The sequence below is a fragment of the Sphingomonas sp. NCPPB 2930 genome (genome assembly GCF_042867205.1).
GTDB lineage: Bacteria > Pseudomonadota > Alphaproteobacteria > Sphingomonadales > Sphingomonadaceae > Sphingomonas.
The window spans coordinates 70,256-90,537 of the sequence record NZ_JBHZQU010000010.1 but is presented as its reverse complement, the minus strand read 5'-3'; the positions used below and the strand labels follow the sequence as shown (position 1 = coordinate 90,537).

At 67.4% G+C, this 20,282-nt stretch carries 23 protein-coding genes and 1 pseudogene; 15 read left to right on the top strand and 9 right to left on the bottom strand.

The window, feature by feature from the left end; all coding sequences use genetic code 11:
* The first annotated feature begins 95 nt into the window (after positions 1-95).
* Both ACFX59_RS12700 and ACFX59_RS12695 read left to right on the top strand, forming a co-directional pair.
* Positions 96-713 carry a DUF4136 domain-containing protein gene (locus tag ACFX59_RS12700; RefSeq protein WP_307102305.1) on the top strand — a complete coding sequence of 206 codons (618 nt, stop codon included), beginning with the start codon at positions 96-98 and terminating at the stop codon, positions 711-713.
* Positions 714-717: 4 nt separating this feature from the next.
* Positions 718-1,824, top strand: a complete 1,107-nt coding sequence (locus ACFX59_RS12695; protein WP_387432638.1) for a M14-type cytosolic carboxypeptidase — start codon at positions 718-720, stop codon at positions 1,822-1,824.
* A 139-nt stretch (positions 1,825-1,963) separates the two neighbouring features.
* Here the strand turns inward: ACFX59_RS12695 and pgmG are convergent, their stop codons facing one another.
* The 3 genes from pgmG to ACFX59_RS12680 are packed head-to-tail and all read right to left on the bottom strand — an operon-like array spanning position 1,964 to position 4,449.
* Positions 1,964-3,337: a phosphoglucomutase/phosphomannomutase PgmG gene (gene pgmG, locus ACFX59_RS12690; protein ID WP_387432637.1), complete on the bottom strand. Its 1,374-nt coding sequence runs from the start codon at positions 3,335-3,337 to the stop codon at positions 1,964-1,966.
* Entirely contained in the window at positions 3,330-3,599 is a 270-nt protein-coding gene (locus tag ACFX59_RS12685; protein ID WP_307102311.1) for a DnaJ domain-containing protein, read from the bottom strand. The genes pgmG and ACFX59_RS12685 overlap by 8 nt, the downstream gene beginning before the upstream one ends.
* 22 nt (positions 3,600-3,621) lie before the next feature.
* A complete protein-coding gene (locus tag ACFX59_RS12680) occupies positions 3,622-4,449 on the bottom strand; it encodes a division plane positioning ATPase MipZ (RefSeq protein WP_309691783.1) in 828 nt (275 codons plus the stop codon).
* Positions 4,450-4,524: 75 nt separating this feature from the next.
* Here ACFX59_RS12680 and panC point away from each other — a divergent pair, with 75 nt between their 5' ends.
* The 3 genes from panC to ACFX59_RS12665 all read left to right on the top strand — a co-directional run bounded on the left by panC (position 4,525) and on the right by ACFX59_RS12665 (position 6,047).
* Entirely contained in the window at positions 4,525-5,367 is an 843-nt protein-coding gene (panC, locus tag ACFX59_RS12675; protein ID WP_309699655.1) for a pantoate--beta-alanine ligase, read from the top strand.
* Positions 5,368-5,443: 76 nt separating this feature from the next.
* Positions 5,444-5,746 (top strand): hypothetical protein, encoded by a 303-nt coding sequence (locus ACFX59_RS12670; RefSeq protein WP_309691788.1) that lies wholly within the window; start codon positions 5,444-5,446, stop codon positions 5,744-5,746.
* Positions 5,747-5,807: 61 nt separating this feature from the next.
* Positions 5,808-6,047, top strand: a complete 240-nt coding sequence (locus ACFX59_RS12665; protein WP_387432636.1) for a hypothetical protein — start codon at positions 5,808-5,810, stop codon at positions 6,045-6,047.
* A gap of 95 nt (positions 6,048-6,142) precedes the next feature.
* Here ACFX59_RS12665 and topA read toward each other — a convergent pair whose 3' ends face one another.
* The 4 genes from topA to plsY all read right to left on the bottom strand — a co-directional run bounded on the left by topA (position 6,143) and on the right by plsY (position 11,013).
* On the bottom strand, positions 6,143-8,719 hold the full coding sequence (topA, locus tag ACFX59_RS12660) for a type I DNA topoisomerase (RefSeq protein ID WP_387432634.1): 2,577 nt from the start codon (positions 8,717-8,719) through the stop codon (positions 6,143-6,145).
* 113 nt (positions 8,720-8,832) lie between these two features.
* Entirely contained in the window at positions 8,833-9,339 is a 507-nt protein-coding gene (locus ACFX59_RS12655; protein ID WP_387432633.1) for a GNAT family N-acetyltransferase, read from the bottom strand.
* Positions 9,336-10,415 carry a DNA-processing protein DprA gene (gene dprA / locus ACFX59_RS12650; RefSeq protein ID WP_387432632.1) on the bottom strand — a complete coding sequence of 360 codons (1,080 nt, stop codon included), beginning with the start codon at positions 10,413-10,415 and terminating at the stop codon, positions 9,336-9,338. The genes ACFX59_RS12655 and dprA overlap by 4 nt, the downstream gene beginning before the upstream one ends.
* Positions 10,408-11,013, bottom strand: a complete 606-nt coding sequence (plsY, locus tag ACFX59_RS12645) for a glycerol-3-phosphate 1-O-acyltransferase PlsY (RefSeq protein ID WP_387432630.1) — start codon at positions 11,011-11,013, stop codon at positions 10,408-10,410. The genes dprA and plsY overlap by 8 nt, the downstream gene beginning before the upstream one ends.
* Before the next feature lie 105 nt (positions 11,014-11,118).
* Here plsY and murI point away from each other — a divergent pair, with 105 nt between their 5' ends.
* On the top strand, positions 11,119-11,916 hold the full coding sequence (gene murI / locus ACFX59_RS12640) for a glutamate racemase (RefSeq protein WP_387432628.1): 798 nt from the start codon (positions 11,119-11,121) through the stop codon (positions 11,914-11,916).
* A 147-nt stretch (positions 11,917-12,063) separates the two neighbouring features.
* Positions 12,064-13,305, top strand: a complete 1,242-nt coding sequence (gene hemA, locus ACFX59_RS12635) for a 5-aminolevulinate synthase (RefSeq protein WP_387432627.1) — start codon at positions 12,064-12,066, stop codon at positions 13,303-13,305.
* Positions 13,306-13,809: 504 nt separating this feature from the next.
* Here hemA and ACFX59_RS12630 read toward each other — a convergent pair.
* On the bottom strand, positions 13,810-14,256 hold the full coding sequence (locus ACFX59_RS12630; RefSeq protein ID WP_387432626.1) for a hypothetical protein: 447 nt from the start codon (positions 14,254-14,256) through the stop codon (positions 13,810-13,812).
* Positions 14,257-14,374: 118 nt separating this feature from the next.
* Between ACFX59_RS12630 and rpiB the strand changes: the two genes are divergently transcribed.
* The 5 genes and pseudogenes from rpiB (at position 14,375) to ACFX59_RS12605 (ending at position 18,044) form a co-directional block, all read left to right on the top strand.
* A complete protein-coding gene (gene rpiB / locus ACFX59_RS12625; protein ID WP_387432625.1) occupies positions 14,375-14,818 on the top strand; it encodes a ribose 5-phosphate isomerase B in 444 nt (147 codons plus the stop codon).
* A 21-nt stretch (positions 14,819-14,839) separates the two neighbouring features.
* Positions 14,840-16,138 carry a serine hydroxymethyltransferase gene (gene glyA / locus ACFX59_RS12620; protein WP_307102337.1) on the top strand — a complete coding sequence of 433 codons (1,299 nt, stop codon included), beginning with the start codon at positions 14,840-14,842 and terminating at the stop codon, positions 16,136-16,138.
* A 12-nt stretch (positions 16,139-16,150) separates the two neighbouring features.
* Positions 16,151-16,342: a hypothetical protein gene (locus tag ACFX59_RS12615; RefSeq protein ID WP_309691817.1), complete on the top strand. Its 192-nt coding sequence runs from the start codon at positions 16,151-16,153 to the stop codon at positions 16,340-16,342.
* A complete protein-coding gene (gene nrdR, locus ACFX59_RS12610; protein WP_387432623.1) occupies positions 16,343-16,810 on the top strand; it encodes a transcriptional regulator NrdR in 468 nt (155 codons plus the stop codon). It begins immediately after the preceding gene.
* Positions 16,811-16,995: 185 nt separating this feature from the next.
* Positions 16,996-18,044: pseudogene (locus ACFX59_RS12605) on the top strand (TrmH family RNA methyltransferase).
* A gap of 134 nt (positions 18,045-18,178) precedes the next feature.
* Here the strand turns inward: ACFX59_RS12605 and ACFX59_RS12600 are convergent.
* Positions 18,179-18,487: a chorismate mutase gene (locus ACFX59_RS12600; protein ID WP_307102347.1), complete on the bottom strand. Its 309-nt coding sequence runs from the start codon at positions 18,485-18,487 to the stop codon at positions 18,179-18,181.
* A gap of 102 nt (positions 18,488-18,589) precedes the next feature.
* Here ACFX59_RS12600 and ACFX59_RS12595 point away from each other — a divergent pair, with 102 nt between their 5' ends.
* From ACFX59_RS12595 to ACFX59_RS12585, 3 genes are all read left to right on the top strand, one after another.
* On the top strand, positions 18,590-18,814 hold the full coding sequence (locus ACFX59_RS12595) for a hypothetical protein (protein WP_387432621.1): 225 nt from the start codon (positions 18,590-18,592) through the stop codon (positions 18,812-18,814).
* 160 nt (positions 18,815-18,974) lie between these two features.
* Positions 18,975-19,589, top strand: a complete 615-nt coding sequence (gene rpsD / locus ACFX59_RS12590) for a 30S ribosomal protein S4 (protein WP_183950038.1) — start codon at positions 18,975-18,977, stop codon at positions 19,587-19,589.
* A 199-nt stretch (positions 19,590-19,788) separates the two neighbouring features.
* The gene (locus tag ACFX59_RS12585; RefSeq protein ID WP_387432620.1) at positions 19,789-20,256 is read left to right on the top strand and encodes a GNAT family N-acetyltransferase; all 468 of its coding nucleotides are present in this window, start codon (positions 19,789-19,791) and stop codon (positions 20,254-20,256) included.
* Positions 20,257-20,282: the final 26 nt, after the last annotated feature.

The window sequence follows — 20,282 nt, the reverse complement described above, 5'->3', positions numbered from 1 at the left end:
GACGGTCATCCGCCACGCGGCCTCTTCCGCCGCTGGATCAACCCCCATATGTCATGCGTTGCCCATCCGTAACATCTTCAAGGTGCCCCCCACTCATGAAAGCCCGCTCGCTCCTGATCCTCGCGGCCGCCGCCGGAACGCTGGCCGCCTGTTCCACCACGGGTGGGCGCCTGCCGCCGACCGAGGTGATTCGCTATCATCTGGGCGAGCCGATCGCGCGCGGGACCGTCCGGGTCGAGCCGCTGTCGAACACCGGCCCGGCCAGCATCGAGTTCAAGACCTATGCCGCCGCGGTCGAAACCGCGCTGCTCCGCAACGGCTATACGCTGCCCCAGGGCGATGCGCAGCCCGACTATATCGCGACCGTGGCCTTCACCCGCGCCAACCGGCTGGGCCCGCCGCGCCCGTCGCCCTTCTCGATCGGCCTGGGCGGCGGCAGCTTCTCGGGCGGTCGTGGCGGCGGTGTCGGGCTGGGCGGGGGCGTCAGCTTCCCGATCGGCAAGAGCCGTCCGCAGGAGATCATCGGCACCGAGCTGTCGGTCCAGATCAAGCGCCGGGCCGACCAGTCGCCGATCTGGGAAGGCAGCGCGCGCAACATCGCCCCGATCGAGGCGGTGGCGAAGGTCGATGCCCAGGCCCAGGCGGCCAAGCTGGCCGATGCGCTGTTCACCAAATTCCCCGGCGAGTCGGGCCGCACCATCGAGGTGAAGTAAGGCGATGACGCTGACCATCAACGCCGCCTTCGACGGCGGCAATATCCGCCTTGTCGGGATCGAGGGCGACCGGGTCGACCTGGAGATCGTGAACGACCGGGATTCGGACTTCTACCAGTGGTTCTATTTCCGGGCCGGTGGGGTGAAGGGGCGCACGCTGACCTTCCGGATCCTGAACGGCGCAGGCTCGGCCTTTGCCGATGGCTGGCCGGGCTATCATGTCCGCGCCTCGACCGACCGGCAGGACTGGCGCATGACCCCGACGCGCTATGCCGACGGGGTGATCGAGTGGCAGTGGACGGGCGAATCGGACCTGGTCTGGTTCGCCTATTTCGAGCCCTATACGATGGAGCGCCACCACGACCTGGTCGCGCGGATCGCTGCGCGCGGCGTCCATCATGAGGAGATCGGCCAGACGCTCGACGGCCAGCCGATCGACTATTTCCGCCTCGGTTCGGGTGCGAAGCAGGTGTGGCTCTATGCCCGCCAGCATCCGGGCGAATCGATGGCCGAATGGTGGATGGAGGGCGCGCTCGACTGGCTGACCAGCCCGGCGGCGGAGTCGCTGCTGGCGGCGGCGACCGTGCATGTCGTGCCCAACATGAATCCGGACGGCACGCGGCGCGGGCATCTGCGCACCAATGCCGTGGGGGTGAACCTCAACCGCGAATGGCACGCGCCCACCCCCGAGCGCAGCCCCGAAGTGCTGTGCGTGCGCGACCGCATGGACCGGACCGGCGTCGACTTCGCGATCGACGTCCATGGCGACGAGGCGATCCCGGCGAACTTCATCGCCGGGTTCGAGGGGATTCCCAGCTGGACCGAGGAGCATGGCGCCAAATTCTATGAATTCGGTCGCCGCCTGGCCGCGCACACTCCCGATTTCCAGACCCAGATGGGCTATGAAAAGGCGAGCGCGGGCAATGCCAACCTCGCCATGTCGACCAACCAGCTCGCCGAGCGGTTCGGCGCGGTGTCGGTGACGCTGGAAATGCCGTTCAAGGACCATGATCCCAATCCCGACGCGGTCCATGGCTGGTCGGGCGAGCGGTCGGCGAAGCTGGGCGTGTCGTGCCTGGAAGTGCTGTCGGAGATGATCGGGGACATCTGATCGGGGAGTGGGGGGGGGCGCTCCGGGAGGGGGCGTCCCTTGGCCTTCGACTGCGCTCAGGCTGAACGGAGCGACGGACGTTACGTCGATTTCCCGAACCTCCGTTCAGCCTGAGCGAAGTCGAAGGCTACGCCCGGCGCTACCGCCGCACCCCCTCCATCGCGAGGTAATGGTCCAGCTCCGCCAGCACCCGCTCCAGCCCCGCCGCATCCCCGGCCTCGGCCCGCACGGTCAGCGCGGCTTGCGTGTTGGACGCCCGCAACAACCACCAGCCATCCGCCGTCCGCACCCGGACGCCATCCGTGTCGTTGACCTGGGCCCCGCCACGGGCCAGCGCCGCCGCCACCCGGTCGACGATCGCGAACTTGTCCGATTCGGATATGACGATCCGCGTTTCGGGAATATCCACCATCGCGGGCATCGCCCCGCGCAGCTCGGTCATCGAGCGGCCCGCCAGATGCGCCGCGCGGATCAGGCGGATCGCGGCATAATGCGCATCGTCGAATCCGTACCATTCGCCCGCGAAGAACATATGGCCCGACATCTCGCCCCCCAGCGGTGCGGCGGTTTCGGCCATCTTGGTCTTCATCAGGCTGTGCCCGGTCTTCCACATCACCGGCTGGCCGCCCAGCGTCGTGATATGGTCGAACAGCGCCTGGCTGGCCTTCACGTCCGCGACGATCGGCGCGCCGGGATGCTCGGCGAGTGCGGGCCCGGCCAGCAGCATCAGGATCTGGTCGCCCCAGATCACGCGGCCCAGCCCGTCGATCGCGCCGATCCGGTCGCCGTCACCGTCGAAAGCGAATCCGAAGTCGAGCGACTTCTCGGCCACGAGTCGCTTCAGCGCGTCTAGGTTGCTCTCGACCGTCGGATCGGGGTGATGATGCGGGAAATGACCGTCCACATCGGTGAACAGCGTGTGATGCTCACCCGGCAGGCGCTGGACCAGCTTCTCGATGACCGGGCCCGCCGCGCCGCTGCCACAGTCCCAGCCGATGCGATAGGCACCCCCGGCATAGCCCGCCATCAGCCGGTCGACATAGGCGTCGAGAATGGCGTGCTCGCTCACTTGCCCCTGGCCCGTGGTCCAGTCGCGCGTCCGTGCCATCCGCGCCAGGTCCTGCACGTCCTCGCCGAAAAACGGGCGGTGGTGCAGCACCATCTTGAAGCCATTGTCGTCGCGGGGATTGTGGCTGCCCGTTACCTGTACGGCGCCGTCCACCCCTAGGGTCGCTTCGGCGAAATAGACCATCGGGGTGGGGCCCAGCCCCAGCCGGACGACATCGACGCCGCTTTCGCACAGCCCCTCGACCAGCGCGGCCTCGAGTGCGGGCGAGCTAAGCCTACCATCGCGCCCGACCGCGACGCGGGAGCCGCCCGCGCGCCGCACCCGGCTGGCAAAGCCGCGCCCGACCGCATAGGCGGCGGCTTCGTCCAGCGTCTCGGGTACGGTGCCGCGCACGTCATATTCGCGGCACGCGCTGGGATGGATCGCGGCGGCGCGTTCAGCCACCACGCCGGTCCAGCAACAGGTCGCGCGCGGCGTTCACCCGCCGCGCGAGTTCGGCGGATCCACCGCGATCGGGATGGACCTGGCTCACCAGCCGCCGATGCGCCTGGCGGATCGCCTCGGCATCGGCATGCGGCGGCAGGTCGAGGATCGCCAGCGCCTCCGCCTCGTCACGCGGCAGGCGGGGCGTGCGCGCCGCCCTGGCGGGGCGGGGCATGTAGCGCCACACCAGCCAGATCACCGCCAGCGCGATCAGCCATTTCACGCCGTCCGCATCCCGTATCCGATCATGCGGCCGCGTCGGTTTCGGTCGTGCCGCCCAGCGCGGAGCCCTCTTCGCCCGGCTCGGGCAGCTGGAGCGCGGCCATCATCTCGCGCAGTTCCTGCCGCGCGGCGACATGGCCCAGCCCCATCGCGCCGAATTCCTTGGAGTCGATCATGGTCAGGCCGTTGGGGAACATCTCGCGATAGATGACCCGCTCGCCCAGCCCCGGAATGATCCGGAAGCCGACCCGGCGCGACAGCTGGGTCAGCGCGTCCGACACGCGGCGCATGTTGCGCGCCTCGATATGCTGAAGCCGGTTGCGCAGCACGACCCAGTCGATGGTGGTGCCGTCGGCCCGCGCCCGCTGCTTGCGCGCGTCCCAGATCAGTTCGGAATAGAAGCTGGGGCGCGTGACCTGGAAACTCTCCGGATCGACCTGGCCGATCAGGTCGAAATCGACGAAGCTGTCGTTCATCGGCGTGACCAGCGTGTTGGATAGGGCCGCTGCCGTCCGCGCGAAATGGTCGTCGCGGCCCGGCGTGTCGACGATCAGGAAGTCGGCATCCTGCGACAGGCCGAACCACAGCTCCTCGAACCCCTCCTCGGTCTGGGTGGTGTGGGTCGCATGGACCGGCATGGGCAGGGCATGGCCGGTGCGCCGGATCGTCTCGGCGCGATTCTCCAGATACCGGCCGACCGTGCGTTGACGATGATCCAGATCAAGACAGGCGACTCGGGCCCCCTTGGCGGCCAAAGCGATGGCGACATGGACCGCCGTCGTCGATTTGCCAGTGCCACCTTTTTCATTGGCAAAAACAATCACGTGGGTTGAAGATAGCCGCTCCGGCAACTCGTCGCTTCCTTATTGATCCCCGTTGCCACCCTTCATAGAAGCCCTCGGCGTGGGGAACGAGGGGTAAAATCAGTGGAAGTCATTCGGGATCGCGAAGCGCTGGCCGCGACGCTCGGCACGTTGCGGGCCGAGGGGGCGCGCGTGGCGTTCGTGCCGACCATGGGCGCGCTCCATGCCGGGCATATCGCGCTGATCGAGGCGGCGAAGCGGCCGGGAACCAAGGTGGTCGCGTCGATCTTCGTCAATCCCCGGCAATTCGGCGCGGGCGAGGATCTGGGCCGCTATCCCCGGCGCGAGGCGTCCGACCTGCGCATGCTGACCGAGGCGGGATGCGATGCCGTCTGGATGCCCAGCGTCGAGGCCATGTATCCGGAGGGGCATGCGACCACGATCCATGTCGCGGGCGTCAGCGAGGGCTTTGACGGCGAGGCGCGTCCCGGCCATTTCGACGGCGTCGCCACCGTCGTCGCCAAGCTGTTCAACCAGGTCCGCCCCGACGCCGCCTATTTCGGCGAAAAGGATTTCCAGCAGCTGGCGGTGATCCGCCGCATGGTCGCCGATCTCGACTTCCCCATCGATATCGTCGGCGTGCCGACCCAGCGCGACGATGACGGTTTGGCGCTGTCGTCGCGCAACATCTATCTCGACGAGGAACAGCGGGCCAAGGCGGTGGCGCTGCCCCGCGCGCTGGGCGTCGCCGCGCGGGCGATCGGGCGGGGCGAGGAGGTGGCGACGGTGCTGGCCGATGCCCGCGCCACGCTGACCGCCGCCGGGTTCGAGGTGGACTATGTCGCCCTGGCCGATGCCGAGACTCTGGCTCCCGATCCCGCCGCCGACCGCCCCCGCCGCCTGCTCGCGGCGGCACGCATGGGATCGACCAGACTGATCGACAATATCGCTATCACACTCGGTTAATGAGTTAACCAATTTGTGACCGTTATGGCCATAGACCCATGCTCGCGGACACGGTGTCCGCAAGAGGGGCATGGATATGGCCAATAGCAGCAAATCCGCGCAGTTCCTGATGGAAAGCCGGATCGCCGACCAGATGGCGACCGACGGCGCGGCGATGTACGATCTGGGCGTCGCCTTTTCGACCGGCTCGGGCGGCACCCGCCTGGACCTGATCGAAGCGCACAAATGGTTCAACCTGGCGGCGGTCGCGGGCTTCCTGCCCGCGCAGATCGCACGGTCCGAAGTGGCCGAAGACATGACCGCGCGCGAAATCGCCGAAGCGCAGCGCCAGGCCCGCGCCATGCTCTACGGCCATCTCCCGCAGATGCGTGCGGCTTGAGCTTTCCCGACGAACCGGGCGCTGGTCACTTGCCCATACCGTCGTGTACCAAGAGAATGCGATGGTACAAGAAAAAGACGGCCCGACGATTATCAGCTTTGGGCGGCTGGCGATCCACTTGGCGGTCGCGATCGCCGTCGCCATGTCCGTCGAGACCATGGTGAAGAGATATGTTCATCTCGACCATTGGATGATCGTCAAAGATTCGAGAGGACGGTCCTTTGTCTGGATCATTGCGCTCTCGGTCGGTCTGATGGTTCGGCGAATGCTCGATTTCGTGCTGCCACTGAAGATCGAGTGATAAATGCCGCTTTGTTGAAGCCACGGCCGACAGTAAGCCGCTCGGCAGGCTGATACCCCGCCGAGCGCTCATGGCCATCGCAGCGCGAGTGGGATTCAGGCTTCGGTCTTTTTGGTTGCCGCCTTTTTGGCAGGCGCCTTCTTTGCGGCCGATGCCTTGGCGGGCGCCTTCTTGGCCCCCGTTTTGGCTGCGGCCTTCTTTGCCGGTTTCTTGCGGGCCGGAGCCGCCGCCGCCCGCGCGTCGATCAGCTGCGCGGCTTCCTCCAGCGTCAGCTGGTCCTTGTCGACCGTCTTGGGGATGGTCGCGTTCGTCTCGCCGTCCGTGACATAGGGGCCATAGCGCCCCTCCATCAGCTTGATCTCCGCCTCGGTGCGCGGATGCTTGCCCAGCACCTTCAGCGGTTCGCGCGACGCCGTGCCGCGCGCGGCGCGCCCACCGCCCGCCGCCGCTTCGGCCAGCTTGACCACGGCGGCGTTCATGCCCGTTTCGAACACTTCGGCAGTCGAGGTCAGGCGGGCATATTTACCGCTATGCGCCAGATAGGGGCCATAGCGCCCGATCGACGCGGTGATCGGCTCGCCCGTCTCGGGGTGGTTGCCGATCGTGCGCGGCAGGCTGAGCAGCTTGAGCGCCCATTCCAGATCGAGATCGACATCCTTGGGGATCGAGGCGCGCTTGGCGTCCTTGCCCTCGCCGAGCTGGATATAGGGGCCGAAGCGACCCGACTTGCGCTCGACCGGCAGTCCGGTCTCGGGATCCTGACCCAGCGTTTCCGGCCCTGAATCCTCGCCCGCGCCTTCGCCGCCCTGCGCGAAGCGACGGGTATATTTGCACTCGGGATAGTTGGAGCAGGCGATGAATGCGCCGAACCGGCCGCCGCGCAGCGCCAGCCTGCCCTCGCCGCAATTGGGGCAGAGGCGCGGGTCCGACCCGTCCGCCTTTTCGGGGAAGAGATAGGGCGCCAGGAACTGGTCCAGCTCGGCGGTGATCGCCGAGGGCTGCTGCTCCATGACTTCGGACGTGCGCGGCTTGAAGTCGCGCCAGAAGGCGTCGAGCACCGCCTGCCACTGGGCGCGGCCGCCGGACACGTCGTCCAGCTCCTCTTCCAGCTCGGCGGTATAGTCATAGCCGACATATTTCTCGAAGAAGCGTTCGAGGAACGCCGTCACCAGACGCCCACTCTCCTCGGCGAAGAAGCGGTTCTTCTCGACGCGGACGTACGCGCGGTCCTTCAGCGTCTTGATGATCGAGGCATAGGTGGACGGCCGCCCGATGCCGAGTTCCTCCATCCGCTTGACCAGCGACGCCTCGGAGAAGCGCGGCGGCGGCTGGGTGAAGTGCTGTTCGGCCTTGACCTCCTTCTTGGCGGGCGCATCGCCTTCGCGCAGGCGGGGGAGGCGGCGCGCCTCTTCGTCCTGGCTGTCGTCCTGGCCTTCCTCATAGAGCGCCAGATAGCCGGGGAAGAGCACGACCTGGCCGGTCGCGCGCAGCACGTGGCGGCCGGTGCCGTCGGCCATGTCGATGGTGGTCCGCTCCATCCGTGCCGAGGCCATCTGGCTCGCCAGCGCGCGCTTCCAGATCAGGTCGTAGAGACGGCCATGATCGCCCGAGCCCGCACGATCGCGCGAGAAGTCGGTCGGGCGGATCGCCTCGTGCGCTTCCTGCGCGTTCTTCGCCTTGGACTGATAGACGCGCGGCTTGTCGGGGACATAGGAGGCGTCATAGCGATCGGCCACCGCCTTGCGCGCCGCCGAGATGGCCGACCCGTCCATCTGGACGCCGTCGGTACGCATATAGGTGATCGCGCCGTCCTCGTAGAGCTGCTGCGCGATCCGCATGGTGTGATCGGCCGAGAAGCCCAGCTTGCGCGCGGCCTCCTGTTGCAGCGTGGAGGTGGTGAAGGGCGGCGGCGGATTGCGCGTCGCGGGCTTGGTCTCGACCGACTGGACCGCGAAGCGGCCTGCCTCGACATCGGCCTTGGCGCGGGTCGCGTCGCCTTGCGTGCCGATCGACAGGCGGTCGAGCTTCTTGCCCTCCCACTGGACCAGCCGCGCGACGAAGGGCGTGCCGTCCTGCTCCATATCGGCCGTCACCGACCAATATTCCTGGGGCTTGAACGCCTCGATCTCGCGCTCGCGCCCGACGATCAGGCGCAGCGCCACCGACTGGACGCGCCCCGCCGACTTGGCGCCGGGCAGCTTGCGCCACAGCACCGGCGACAGGGTGAAGCCGACCAGATAGTCGAGCGCGCGGCGTGCCCGATACGCGTCGATCAGGTCGGTATCCAGCTCGCGCGGGTTCTGCATCGCGTGGAGGATGGCGGGCTTGGTGATCGCGTTGAAGGTCACCCGCTCGACCTTGTCGGGCAGCGCCTTGCGGTTCTTCAGCACCTCCTGCACATGCCACGAAATCGCCTCGCCCTCGCGATCAGGGTCGGTGGCCAGGATCAGGCGGTCGGCCTTCTTGGCCTCGTCGGCGATCGCCTTGAGCTGGCGCGCCTTGTCCGCGTAATTCTCCCACTCCATCGCGAAATTCTGGTCGGGATCGACCGAGCCGTCCTTGGGCGGCAGGTCGCGGACGTGACCATAGCTCGCCAGGACTCGGTAGTCCGAACCCAGATATTTCTCGATGGTCTTCGCCTTGGCGGGCGATTCGACGATGACAAGCTGCATGAGTGGTGAAACGCGTCCCTTATGTGCGTACGCGAGGATGGGGAGGGGGCGGGGGGCCGTCAAGCGGGGTTGGGTCGTTGGCGGTGGCGGTTCGGGCGGGTGTGGGTGCCCCGTTAACGCTCTCGGACGAAACGCAGCGCCTCCCCCCGATAGGTCGGCCGGTCGTGCAAAGCATAGCCCAGCCGCTCCGCCAGGCGGATCGAGCCGAGATTGGCCGGCGCGATGATGCACTGGGTCGCGGCGGGCGCATGATGCTGCTCCATCCAGCGATGCGCGGCGGTCGCGGCCTCGAACGCATAGCCCTTGCCATGCGCGGCGCTGGTGAACACCCAGGCCGCTTCCGGTGGAGAGGGTGAAAGTTTCGGCACGACCTCGCGGCGGAAGTCCATGAAGCCGGTCTCGCCGAGATATTGCCCGTTGGCCCGGTCGAACACCGCAAACATCCCATGGTCGAATACCGACCAATAGCCGATGAAGCGCAACAGCCGCATCCACGCTTCTTCACCCGACATCGGCGGACCGGCGTGACGGACCACGACGGGATCGGCGACCATCGCGGCATAGGCGTCGAAATCTGCCACCTCATAGGGACGCAGGGTCAGGCGTTCGGTCTGGATCATGCCAGCGCCACCCGGCCGCCCGCATGGCGCTCCAGCCGTCCGGCCAGCTCCAGTTCCAGCAGGATCGTCTGGACGATGGCGGGCGGGCGGCCGCTCTGGCGGATGAGTTCGTCCACGCTCACCGCCGCCGGGCCGAGCAGGTCGCCGACCCGCCGCCGGTCGGCATCGCTCGCCTCCTGCGGCGGCGGCGGGGTGTAGGCGCTATCGGGTGCGCGGACCATGCGCGGGTCGATGGGGCGGATCTGTTCGAGAATGTCCCCCGCCGACTGGATCAGCGTCGCGCCCTCGCGGATCAGCATGTTGCAGCCTTGCGCGCGCGGGTCCGCCGGATGGCCGGGCACCGCCATCACCTCGCGCCCCGCCTCGCCCGCCAGCCGCGCGGTGATGAGCGAGCCCGAACGCGGTGCGGCCTCGACCACCACGGTCCCTTGCGCGAGTCCTGCGATGATCCGGTTGCGCGAGGGGAAATGGCGGGCCAGCGGCTGGGTGCCCGGCGGCTGCTCGGCGATCAGCAGGCCGCGCGTCGCCACCTCTTCCTGCAACCGGGCATTTTCGGGGGGAAAGGCGATGTCGATGCCGCTGGCGATGACGCCGATCGTGCCGCCCTCCAGCGCGCCGAGATGCGCCGCGGTGTCGATCCCCCGCGCCAGGCCCGAGGTGACGGGTACATGCTGCGCCGCCAGATCCTGCGCCAGCCCGCGCGCGAAGCGGCAGGACGCGGCCGAGGCATTGCGCGCGCCGACCAGCGCCACCCCGCCGCGATGCGCCAGCCCGATGTCGCCGCGCATGATCAGCGCGGGCGGCGCGGTGTCGAGCTCGGCGAGCAGCGGCGGATACTCGGCCTCGCCCAGCAGGACATGCCGCGCGCCGAGCCGTGCGACCGCCTCGATCTCGCGGGCGATCAGCGCGGGATCGGGGATGCGCGGGCCATCGCCGCCGCCGCGCCGGGCGAGCATCGGCACCGCGTCCAGCGCCGCCTCCGCCGCGCCGAAGCGCGCCATCAATTGTCGCCAGGTGACGGGACCGATGCCATGCGTCCGCAGCAGCCGGAGCTGCGCGAACCGGGCGTCAGCCACGCGTCTTGCCGATGCGCGGTTCGGTGCCCGCCAGCAGCCGCTCGATGTTCGACCCGTGCTTCCACACGACGATCAGCGCGAGCGCGATCAGCAGCAGGACCAAGTCGAACCGGCCGAGCACGGCGGCGGCCAGCGGCGCGCTGATCGCTGCGATCATCCCCGCCACCGCCGAGATGCGGACGGTGGCGAGCAGGCCCAGCCAGACCACCGCATAGACCAGGCCCAGCGGCCAGTAGAGCGCGGTGACGACGCCCATCAGCGTGGCGACGCCCTTGCCGCCGCGAAACTTCAGCCAGACGGGATAGCAATGGCCGACGAACGCCGCCGCCGCCGCCAGCACCTCCTGGCCGGGCAGCCAGTGGCGGACCAGCAGCACGGCGGCGACCCCCTTCAACATGTCGAGGATCAGCGTCGCGGCGGCCAGCCCCTTGCGGCCGGTGCGCAACACATTGGTCGCGCCGATATTGCCCGATCCGATGCTGCGCAGATCGCCCGCGCCCGCCATCCGGGTCAGGATGATGCCGAAGGGAATCGACCCCAGCAGATAGCCGATCAGCAAGGCCCAGCCCGGCGGTCCCCAGATGATGTCGGTCGGCAATGGTCTTCCCCCGGTTCTCCGGGACAGACATAGAACAGCGATCCCGGCCTGTCCAATCGCGGCCCGCTCTGGCCTCGGCGTCGGGGGGCGCTTAAAGACGGCGGGATGAGCGATGCGCGTCCCATCCTGTTCTTCGATTCCGGCGTCGGCGGACTGTCGATCGCGGGGCCTGCGCGCGCCCTGCTGCCGACCGCGCCCTTCGTCTATGTCGCGGACAGCGCGGGCTTTCCCTATGGCGAAAAGACCGAGGCGGAGATTGCCGGGCGGGTGCCCGCCCTGCTGGGGCGGCTGGCGGAGCGGTATCGGCCAAGGCTGATCGTCATCGCGTGCAACACCGCCTCGACCATCGCGCTGCCCGCGGTCCGCGCCGCGCTGGACGTGGCCGTGGTGGGCACCGTGCCCGCGATCAAGCCGGCGGCGGCGATGAGCGAGACGCGGGTGATCGGCGTGCTCGGCACGCGCGCGACGGTGCGACAGGCCTATGTCGACGATCTGGCGGCGCGGTTCGCGGGCGATTGCCGGGTGATCCGGCACGGCTCGGCCGAGCTGGTCGAACTGGCCGAGGCCCGGCTGCGCGGCGAGACGCCGTCGTCCGAATCCTTCGCGGCGGTGCTGGACGGGCTGTTCGGCCAGCCGGGGGGCGAGGCGATCGACGTGATCGTCAACGCCTGCACCCATTTCCCGCTGGTCGAGGCCGAACTGACGGCGGCGGCGCCGCGTCCGGTGCGCTTCGTCGACGGCGGGCCGGGAATCGCGCGGCGAATCGCGTTTCTGACCCAGGGGCAGGACTGGCCCGACTCGGCGGGAGAGGGGGGGGCGGTGTTCACGCATCTGGGCGAGCGCGAGGCCGCCCTGCGACCGGGGCTGGCGGCGCGCGGCTTTTCGCGGATCGAGGCGCTATAGCATCGCTCGCCCCGCCCGAACGGGGCTTGCGAGCCATCCGCATCGGGAACCGTGGGGATGCTGGGACAATATGTCCACCATGATCGATCACAGTCATCGCGGTTATCGACTCGCATCGCCCGCCGCATCGTCCTACATTCCCAACCCATGAGCATGGACGGTACGGACGTGCGCGTGGATTATTCCCGCGTCTTCACCCAGGCGATCGACCGCCTGCACGCCGAGGGACGTTACCGCGTCTTCATCGACATTCTGCGCAACAAGGGCATGTTCCCCAATGCGCGCTGCTTTGCCGGTCATAACGGACCCAAGCCGATCACGGTCTGGTGCTCCAACGACTATCTGGCGATGGGACAGCATCCCAAGGTCATCGCCGCGATGGAGGAGGCGCTGCACGATGTCGGCGCGGGCTCGGGCGGCACGCGCAATATCGGCGGCAACACCCATTATCATGTCGATTTGGAAGGCGAACTCGCCGACCTGCACGGCAAGGAAGCCGCGCTGCTGTTCACCAGCGGCTATGTCTCGAACGAGGCGACGCTGGCCACGCTCGCCAAGATCCTGCCCGGTTGCGTGATCTTCTCCGACGAACTCAACCACGCCTCGATGATCGCGGGCATCCGCAATTCGGGGTGCGAGAAGCAGGTCTTCCGCCACAACGACCTGGCGCATCTGGAAGAATTGCTGGCGGCGGCCGATCCGGGCGTGCCCAAGCTGATCGCGTTCGAGAGCGTCTATTCGATGGAGGGCGATGTCGCCCCGATCGCGGCGATCTGTGATCTGGCCGACAAGTATAATGCGCTGACCTATCTGGACGAGGTCCATGCGGTCGGCATGTACGGCGCGCGCGGCGGCGGCATTTCGGAGCGGGACGGGGTCGCGCACCGGCTGACCGTGATCGAGGGGACGCTGGGCAAGGCGTTCGGCGTGATGGGCGGCTATATCGCGGCCGACCGGATGATCGTCGACGTGATCCGGTCCTATGCGCCGGGTTTCATCTTCACCACCTCGCTGTCGCCGGTACTGGTCGCGGGCGTGCTGGCGAGCGTCCGCCACCTGAAGCAAAGTTCGGTCGAGCGCGAGGGCCAGCAGGCCGCCGCCGCCCGGCTGAAGGCGATGATGCGCGACGCGGGACTGCCCGTGATGCTGGGCGAGACGCATATCGTGCCGGTGATGGTCGGCGACCCGGTTAAGGCCAAGAAGATCAGCGACATCCTGCTCGCCGAATATGGCGTGTACGTCCAGCCGATCAATTACCCGACCGTCCCGCGCGGCACCGAACGCCTGCGCTTCACGCCCGGCCCCGCGCATGACGAGGCGATGATGGCGGAACTGGTGTCGGCCCTGGTCGAGATCTGGGAGCGCCTCGAACTGAAGATGGCGGCCTAGGGGCGATCACCGTTCAGCGATGCCTTTCCTTCCCTCGCCCCTCGCAGAGGGGAGAGGGTTGCGCAGACTTGGCCTTTGCGAGAGCAAAGGCTTAGTCGGAGCTGGGTGAGGGGTGGGCGCTTGCGAAGCGAGCGCGCGAGCCTTTGGGCTCGCTCAACCCCTCACCCAAGCTGCGCTAGCCAGCAGGCTGGCAAGCTTCGCTAACCCTCTCCCCTGGCCAGGGGAGAGGAGAAGAAGACGCGATTGTGAATTCGATCCGCCCCAAGGCCTCTCCATCATTCCATGTTCCCCGGCGAAGGCCGGGGCCCAGTTGCTGCAAAGGCAATGGTGCGCAGAGCGATGCGTGGGAGGCATGCGCCAACGCATCGCTTGGGCCTCCCACGCTTGGCCAGTCCGCTCCATCGAGGTCGTGGTAACTGGGCCCCGGCCTTCGCCGGGGAACAGGGGGCGATAGGGCTATCGGATGCCGGAATTTGGCGGGGAGGCCAACGGCTCGGCCCCGCCTTACGTCTTGCAATAGCCTTCGCCCGTCTTGACCGTCAGGCACTCGGTTTTTCCCGCCAGATATTTCAGCCCGGTCGCATCCCCATTGGTCGGGCGCAGCGTCTCGCGCACGCCGTTGCGCTCGAAGACGATGGTGTCGCCCACCGCATCGCCCCGGAACTCGCCTCGGTGGTCGAGGTCCCATTGCATCTCCAGACGATAGCGGCCGGGCGTCGCGGCATGCTTCACGTTCAGGATCATGCCCTCCACCCCGATCCAGCGGCCGACATAATCCGGTGCCTTCTTCTTGGGCACGCCGCTGAAGGTCGCGCCGTCGCCTGCCGGTCCCGCCGTCGCGGCCGCCTGGGGGCCGCTGGCCGGGGCGGCGCCGTTGGTGACCGAGTCGGGCGCCTCGCGCGAGCAGGCGGAGAGGGTGGCGAGGGCGGCGAGGATCAGGATACGCGTCATGCCGCGCAGAACCCCTGGCCATGGCGCACGTTCCGTTGCGCGAAGGGGTAGCCATCCGCCCCGTGCGCGCGTAAAGGCGCGCTCATTCCATTCCTACCCCGTCAGGAGCGCCCGTCCCATGCGCATCGCGATCGCATCCGATCATGCCGCCGTCTCGTTGAAGACCGTGCTGGCGGACTGGCTGCGCGAACAGGGGCATGAGGTGCTCGACCTGGGCACCGACGGCACGGCGAGCGTCGATTATCCCGATTTCGGCCATGCGGTGGCCGAGGCCTTGGCCGATGGTCGCGCCGAGCGCGGCGTGGCGCTGTGCGGCTCCGGCATCGGCATCTCGATCGCCGCCAACCGCCATCCCGCCTGCCGCTGCGCGCTCGTCTCCGAGCCGCTGTCCGCCGCGCTCGCCCGCCAGCATAACGACGCCAACGCCATCGCCATGGGCGCGCGCGTCATCGGCGAGGAAATGGCCAAGGCCTGCCTGACCGCCTTCCTGTCCACCCCGTTCGAGGGCGGACGTCATCAGCGCCGCGTCGACATGCTGTCCACCGCATCCGCCCAGAATTGAACGCCCAAGGATATCGCCCTCATGAGCACGCTTAACGACGTCCAGCCCGCCGGCTTCTTCACCCGCACCCTGGCCGATGCCGACCCCGCCGTCTTCGCCGGTGTGTCGCACGAGCTGGAGCGCGAGCAGACCCAGATCGAGCTGATCGCCAGCGAGAACATCGTCTCCAAGGCGGTGATGGAAGCGCAAGGCTCGGTCTTCACCAACAAATATGCCGAGGGCTATCCGGGCAAGCGCTATTATCAGGGCTGCGCGCCGTCGGACGAGGTCGAGCAGCTGGCGATCGACCGCGCCAAGCAGATCTTCGGCTGCGACTTCGTCAACGTGCAGCCGCATTCGGGCGCGCAGGCGAACGGCGCGGTGATGCTGGCGCTGGCCAAGCCCGGCGACACGATCATGGGCCTGTCGCTCGACGCCGGTGGCCACCTGACCCACGGCGCCAAGGCGGCGCTGTCGGGCAAGTGGTTCAACGCGGTCCAGTACGGCGTCGACCCCGAGACGCACCTGATCGACTATGACGAGGTCGCCCGCATCGCGCGCGAGTGCCAGCCCAAGATCATCATCGCGGGCGGATCGGCCTATCCCCGCGTCATCGATTTCGCCAAGTTCCGCGCCATCGCGGATGAGGTCGGCGCGTACTTCATGGTCGACATGGCGCACTTTGCGGGCATCGTCGCGGGCGGTCTGCACCCGACCCCGTTCGGCCATGCGCATGTCGTGACCACCACCACGCACAAGACGCTGCGGGGCCCTCGCGGCGGCATGATCATGACCAATGACGAGGGCGTAGCCAAGAAGATCAATTCGGCGGTCTTCCCCGGCCTGCAGGGCGGCCCGCTGATGCACGTCATCGCCGCCAAGGCGGTCGCGTTCGGCGAGGCGCTCCAGCCCGAGTTCAAGACCTATATCGCGGCGGTGGTCGAGAATGCCCGCACGCTGGCGGCGACGCTGAAGGCGCGCGGCGCGAACCTGGTCGCGGGCGGCACCGACACGCATCTGGCGCTGGTCGACCTGACCCCGCTGGGCATCACCGGCCGCGACGCCGACGAGGCGCTGGAGCGCGCGGGCATCACCTGCAACAAGAACGGCATCCCCAACGATCCGCTGCCCCCGATGAAGACCAGCGGCATCCGCGTCGGCTCGCCCGCGGGCACCACGCGCGGTTTCGGCCCGGCGGAGTTCGAGCAGATCGGCCATATGGTCGCCGATGTGCTCGACGGTCTGAAGGCCAAGGGCGAGCATGGGGACCCCGAGGTCGAGGCGAACGTTCGTGCCCGTGTGCGTGAGCTTTGCGCACGCTTTCCGATCTATCAGGGATAAGGACGTAAACGCATGGCCAAGTTCGACGAGAAGTTTTCCGAGGTGCAGAACGACATCAAGTCGACCCCCGGCCTCGGCAAGAGCATGGCGAAATGGGGCGCGCTCGGCGCCGTGGTCGCGATCCCGGTGCCGTTCGTGGGCCCGGTCCTCGGCGCGGCGGCGGGTGCCGGTTACGCCTATTTCAAGGCCAAGAAGAAGATCTGAATGCGCTGCCCCTTTTGCGGCCATGAAGACAGTCAGGTAAAGGACAGCCGCCCCACCGAAGATGGGGCGGCGATCCGCCGCCGCCGCCAGTGCGAGGGCTGCGGCGCGCGCTTCACCACGTTCGAGCGCATCCAGTTGCGCGAACTGACCGTGATGAAGAGCGAGGAGCGGCGCGAGCCGTTCGACCGCGAAAAGCTGCTCCGCTCCATCGCCATCGCCACGCGTAAGCGCCCGATCGACCCGGTGCGGGTGGAAAAGCTGGTGTCCGGCATCCAGCGCCAGCTGGAGACCAGCGGCGAGGGCGAGGTATCGTCCAAGCGGATCGGCGAGATGGTGATGGAAGGGCTGAAGGGCCTGGATTCAGTGGCCTATATCCGCTTCGCCAGCGTGTATCGCGAGTTTGGTGAGGCCAAGGATTTCGAGGCGTTTGCCGGGACGGTTGAGGAAGTGGCGCCGAAGGGGGAGTGAGGTGAGGTTCGGGGCGTGGGCTTCGACTTCGCTCAGCCTGAACGGCTGTTTTTGCCAAGCCCAATTGCACCTCTCCCCAACCCCCACACTCCGTTCAGGCTGAGCGAAGTCGAAGCCCAAGGGAATCCCTTGCCCCAAGCCGCCGTCGCGATAGCATCAGGCGATCGGCAAATGGGAACCGGGCCATGGCCTTCTACTGCTACATCCTCCGCTGCTCCGACGGCAGCTATTACACCGGCCACACCGACAATCTCGACCACCGCATCGCCCAGCACCGATCCGGCGAAATCCCCTGCTACACCCACAGCCGCCGCCCGGTAACGCTGGCATGGTCGCAGGACTTCCCCACCCGCCACGAGGCCCTCACCGCCGAACGCCAGATCAAAGGCTGGTCCCGCACCAAGAAAGCCGCCTTGGTCGTATCGGACTGGACGCGCCTGAAAGAAGCCGCGATACCGCGCGCGGAACGTGCCCTTCGACTTCGCTCAGGGCGAACGGAAGAGTGAACGTGAACAAATCCCAGCCCCCCGTCATCGTCCTGGTCCGCCCGCAGCTGGGCGAGAATATCGGCAAGGCGGCGCGTGCCATGCTCAATTTCGGGCTGGCCGAGATGCGCCTCGTCACCCCGCGCGACGGCTGGCCCAATCCGCAGGCGGGGCCCGCCGCCTCGGGCGCGGACAGCGTGCTGGAACAGGCCAAGGTCTATGAGAGCGTCGCCGACGCGGTCGCCGACTGTGCGCAGGTCTATGCCACCACCGTGCGCAAGCGCGGCGTCACCAAGCCGGTCGTGACCCCGGAAGAGGCAGCGCGCGAAATCCATGCCGACACGACCGGCCGGGCGGCCTTCCTTTTCGGGCCCGAGCGATCGGGGCTGGAGACCGACGACGTGGCGATCGCGCGCAAGATCGTCACCGTGCCGATCAACCCCGAATTCGGCAGCCTGAACCTGGCGCAGGCGGTGATCCTGATCGCCTATGAATGGTCGAAGGGCGTCGAGCTGGCCCAGCCGCCCGAGGTCGAACTGCCCGAGGTCGCGCCGCAATTCGAGCTGGACGGCATGATCGGCCAGCTCGAGGAGATGCTCGATGGCGCGGGCTATTTCTTTCCGCCCGACCGGACGCCCGCCACCAAGCGGACGCTGCGCACCCTGCTGACCAAGCCCGGCTGGTCGAGCCAGGAAATCCGCACCCTGCGCGGCGTGCTGTCGACGCTGGCCCGCCCGCGCGAGCGGTAAAGACCGCGCGTCCAAACTCCGTTCAGGCTGAGCGTAGTCGAAGGCCACGCCGTGATCTCCGCCACGGGGACCGCTTGGCGGGGGATGGCCCTTGGCCTTCGACTACGCTCAGGCCGAACGGAGGTGGAGCCGCCTTACCCCCGCGTCCGGTCGAAGGTCGCCAGTTCATAGGCGATCGACCCTTCGACCAGAACGTCCCACATCTCGGCGATCACGGCGCCGGGCAGGCCCAGCCGTTCGGCTTCGGCCCGCGCCTGTTCGATGACCTGGGTCTTGCGATCCTCGTCGCGCACGCGGTCGCGGCTCGGCTTGATCCGCGCGGCGGCGTCCATATAGCCGAAGCGGCGCGCAAGCAGCGCCACCAGCTCGCGGTCGAGCTGGTCGACGCCCGCGCGAACCTCCGCCATGGTGGTGCAATCGGGTCCGGCGAGAATCTGGGTCATGGCCAAGCTCTGCCGGGCGGCGTTCGCGCTGTCCAGTCCGGCTTGCGGGTCGGGACTGGCGCGGGATAGGCTGCGGCTTCGTTCCAATTGGGAGATAGGACGATGCTGACCACCTTGCTGCTGCTCGCGCTTTCCGGCCAACAGGCCGAACCCACCCCCGCGCCGGTGAAGGAAAAGAAGATCTGCCGCACGCAGGAAACCACCGGCTCGCGCCTCGCCAGCAAGCGGATTTGCAAGACCCAGGCGGAATGGGACGAGATCGCCGCCAATGCCCGCAACGATGTGGAAAGCACGGCCGGACGGCTGAGCACCGCCAACGGCCGCTGATCCGCCGCTTCGCTTGACTCCGGGGTGCGTCTCGGTTAGGCGCGCCCCTTCGCAATTGCCCCCGCATCCCGGTGAAGCGGTGGGCCTGCGCTTGTCCCCATAAAGGCTTGCATGGTGCGATACCGGGACCAACGTCGTTCGTAATTGCCAAGGATTTAAGATGTCGAAGCGTCAGAGCGCGAAGTACAAGCTCGATCGCCGTATGGGCGAGAACATCTGGGGCCGCCCCAAGAGCCCCGTCAACAAGCGTGAATATGGCCCCGGCCAGCACGGTCAGCGTCGCAAGGGCAAGATGTCGGACTTCGGTCTGCAGCTGCGCGCCAAGCAGAAGCTGAAGGGCTACTATGGCGACGTGACCGAGAAGCAGTTCAAGGCCTGCTACCAGGAAGCCGCCCGCATGAAGGGCGACACCTCGCAGAACCTGATCGGCCTGCTCGAGCAGCGCCTGGACATGATCGTGTACCGCGCCAAGTTCGCGCCGACGATCTTCGCCGCCCGCCAGCTGGTCAGCCACGGCCACATCCGCGTCAACGGCGTGAAGTGCAACGTCGCGTCGCGCCGCTGCTTCGTCGGCGACGAGATCTCGCTGGGTTCGAAGGCGACCGAAATGGCGCTGGTCATGGAAGCACAGCAGCTCGCCGAGCGTGAAGTGCCCGATTACGTCACCGCCGACGGCAACACCAAGGTCGCGCTGACCCGCATCCCGACCCTGGACGAAGTGCCCTATCCGGTGAAGATGGAGCCGAACCTGGTCGTCGAATTCTATTCGCGCTAAGTTTTCGGGTCTTACCGAATGCGAAGAGGCGGTCCTTCGGGGCCGCCTTTTTTCGTTTCGGCGTCGCGTGGCGGAGGATGCCGGGCGTCTCCATGCTCCGCTCGTTCGAAGGGACGGGATTATGAGGCGTTGCGATTCCGTCATGATCTGCCCGCTTTTCGTCGTCGTGGTGCCAAGATTCCCCTGAAGATTATCCGTCATGACGATCATACGGACTGCCCGCTTTCCGGATGATATGATGGCCGTTGTGGACATTTGGCGAGAGTTCGTCGCAAGCCCCAGCGTCAGTCTGGACCATCAGAACAATGAGGCCGAGTTTGCCCTGCTGCCCGGCAAATATGCCCGTCCGGCGGGATGCGTCTTGCTCGCCGAGCGGGGCGGCGCGATTGATGGTTGCATCGCCTTTCGTCGCGTGACCCCCGCCATCGCCGAGATGAAGCGGCTTTACGTCCGTCCCAGAGCACGTGGCGAGAGGCTGGGCCATAGGCTGGTCGAGCGGTTGATCGAAGAGGCGCGGGGCGCGGGCTATTCGGAAATCCGTCTCGATGTGCTGGCTGAATTTACTCAGGCGCAAAAACTCTATGCCGAGTTCGGCTTCGTTGCAGCCGACGCGGTATCCTATAATCCCTTGCCCGGAACGGCGTTTCTGGGACTGAAGCTGGATTGAGGGCCGATGCTCGGCATGCTTGCCCT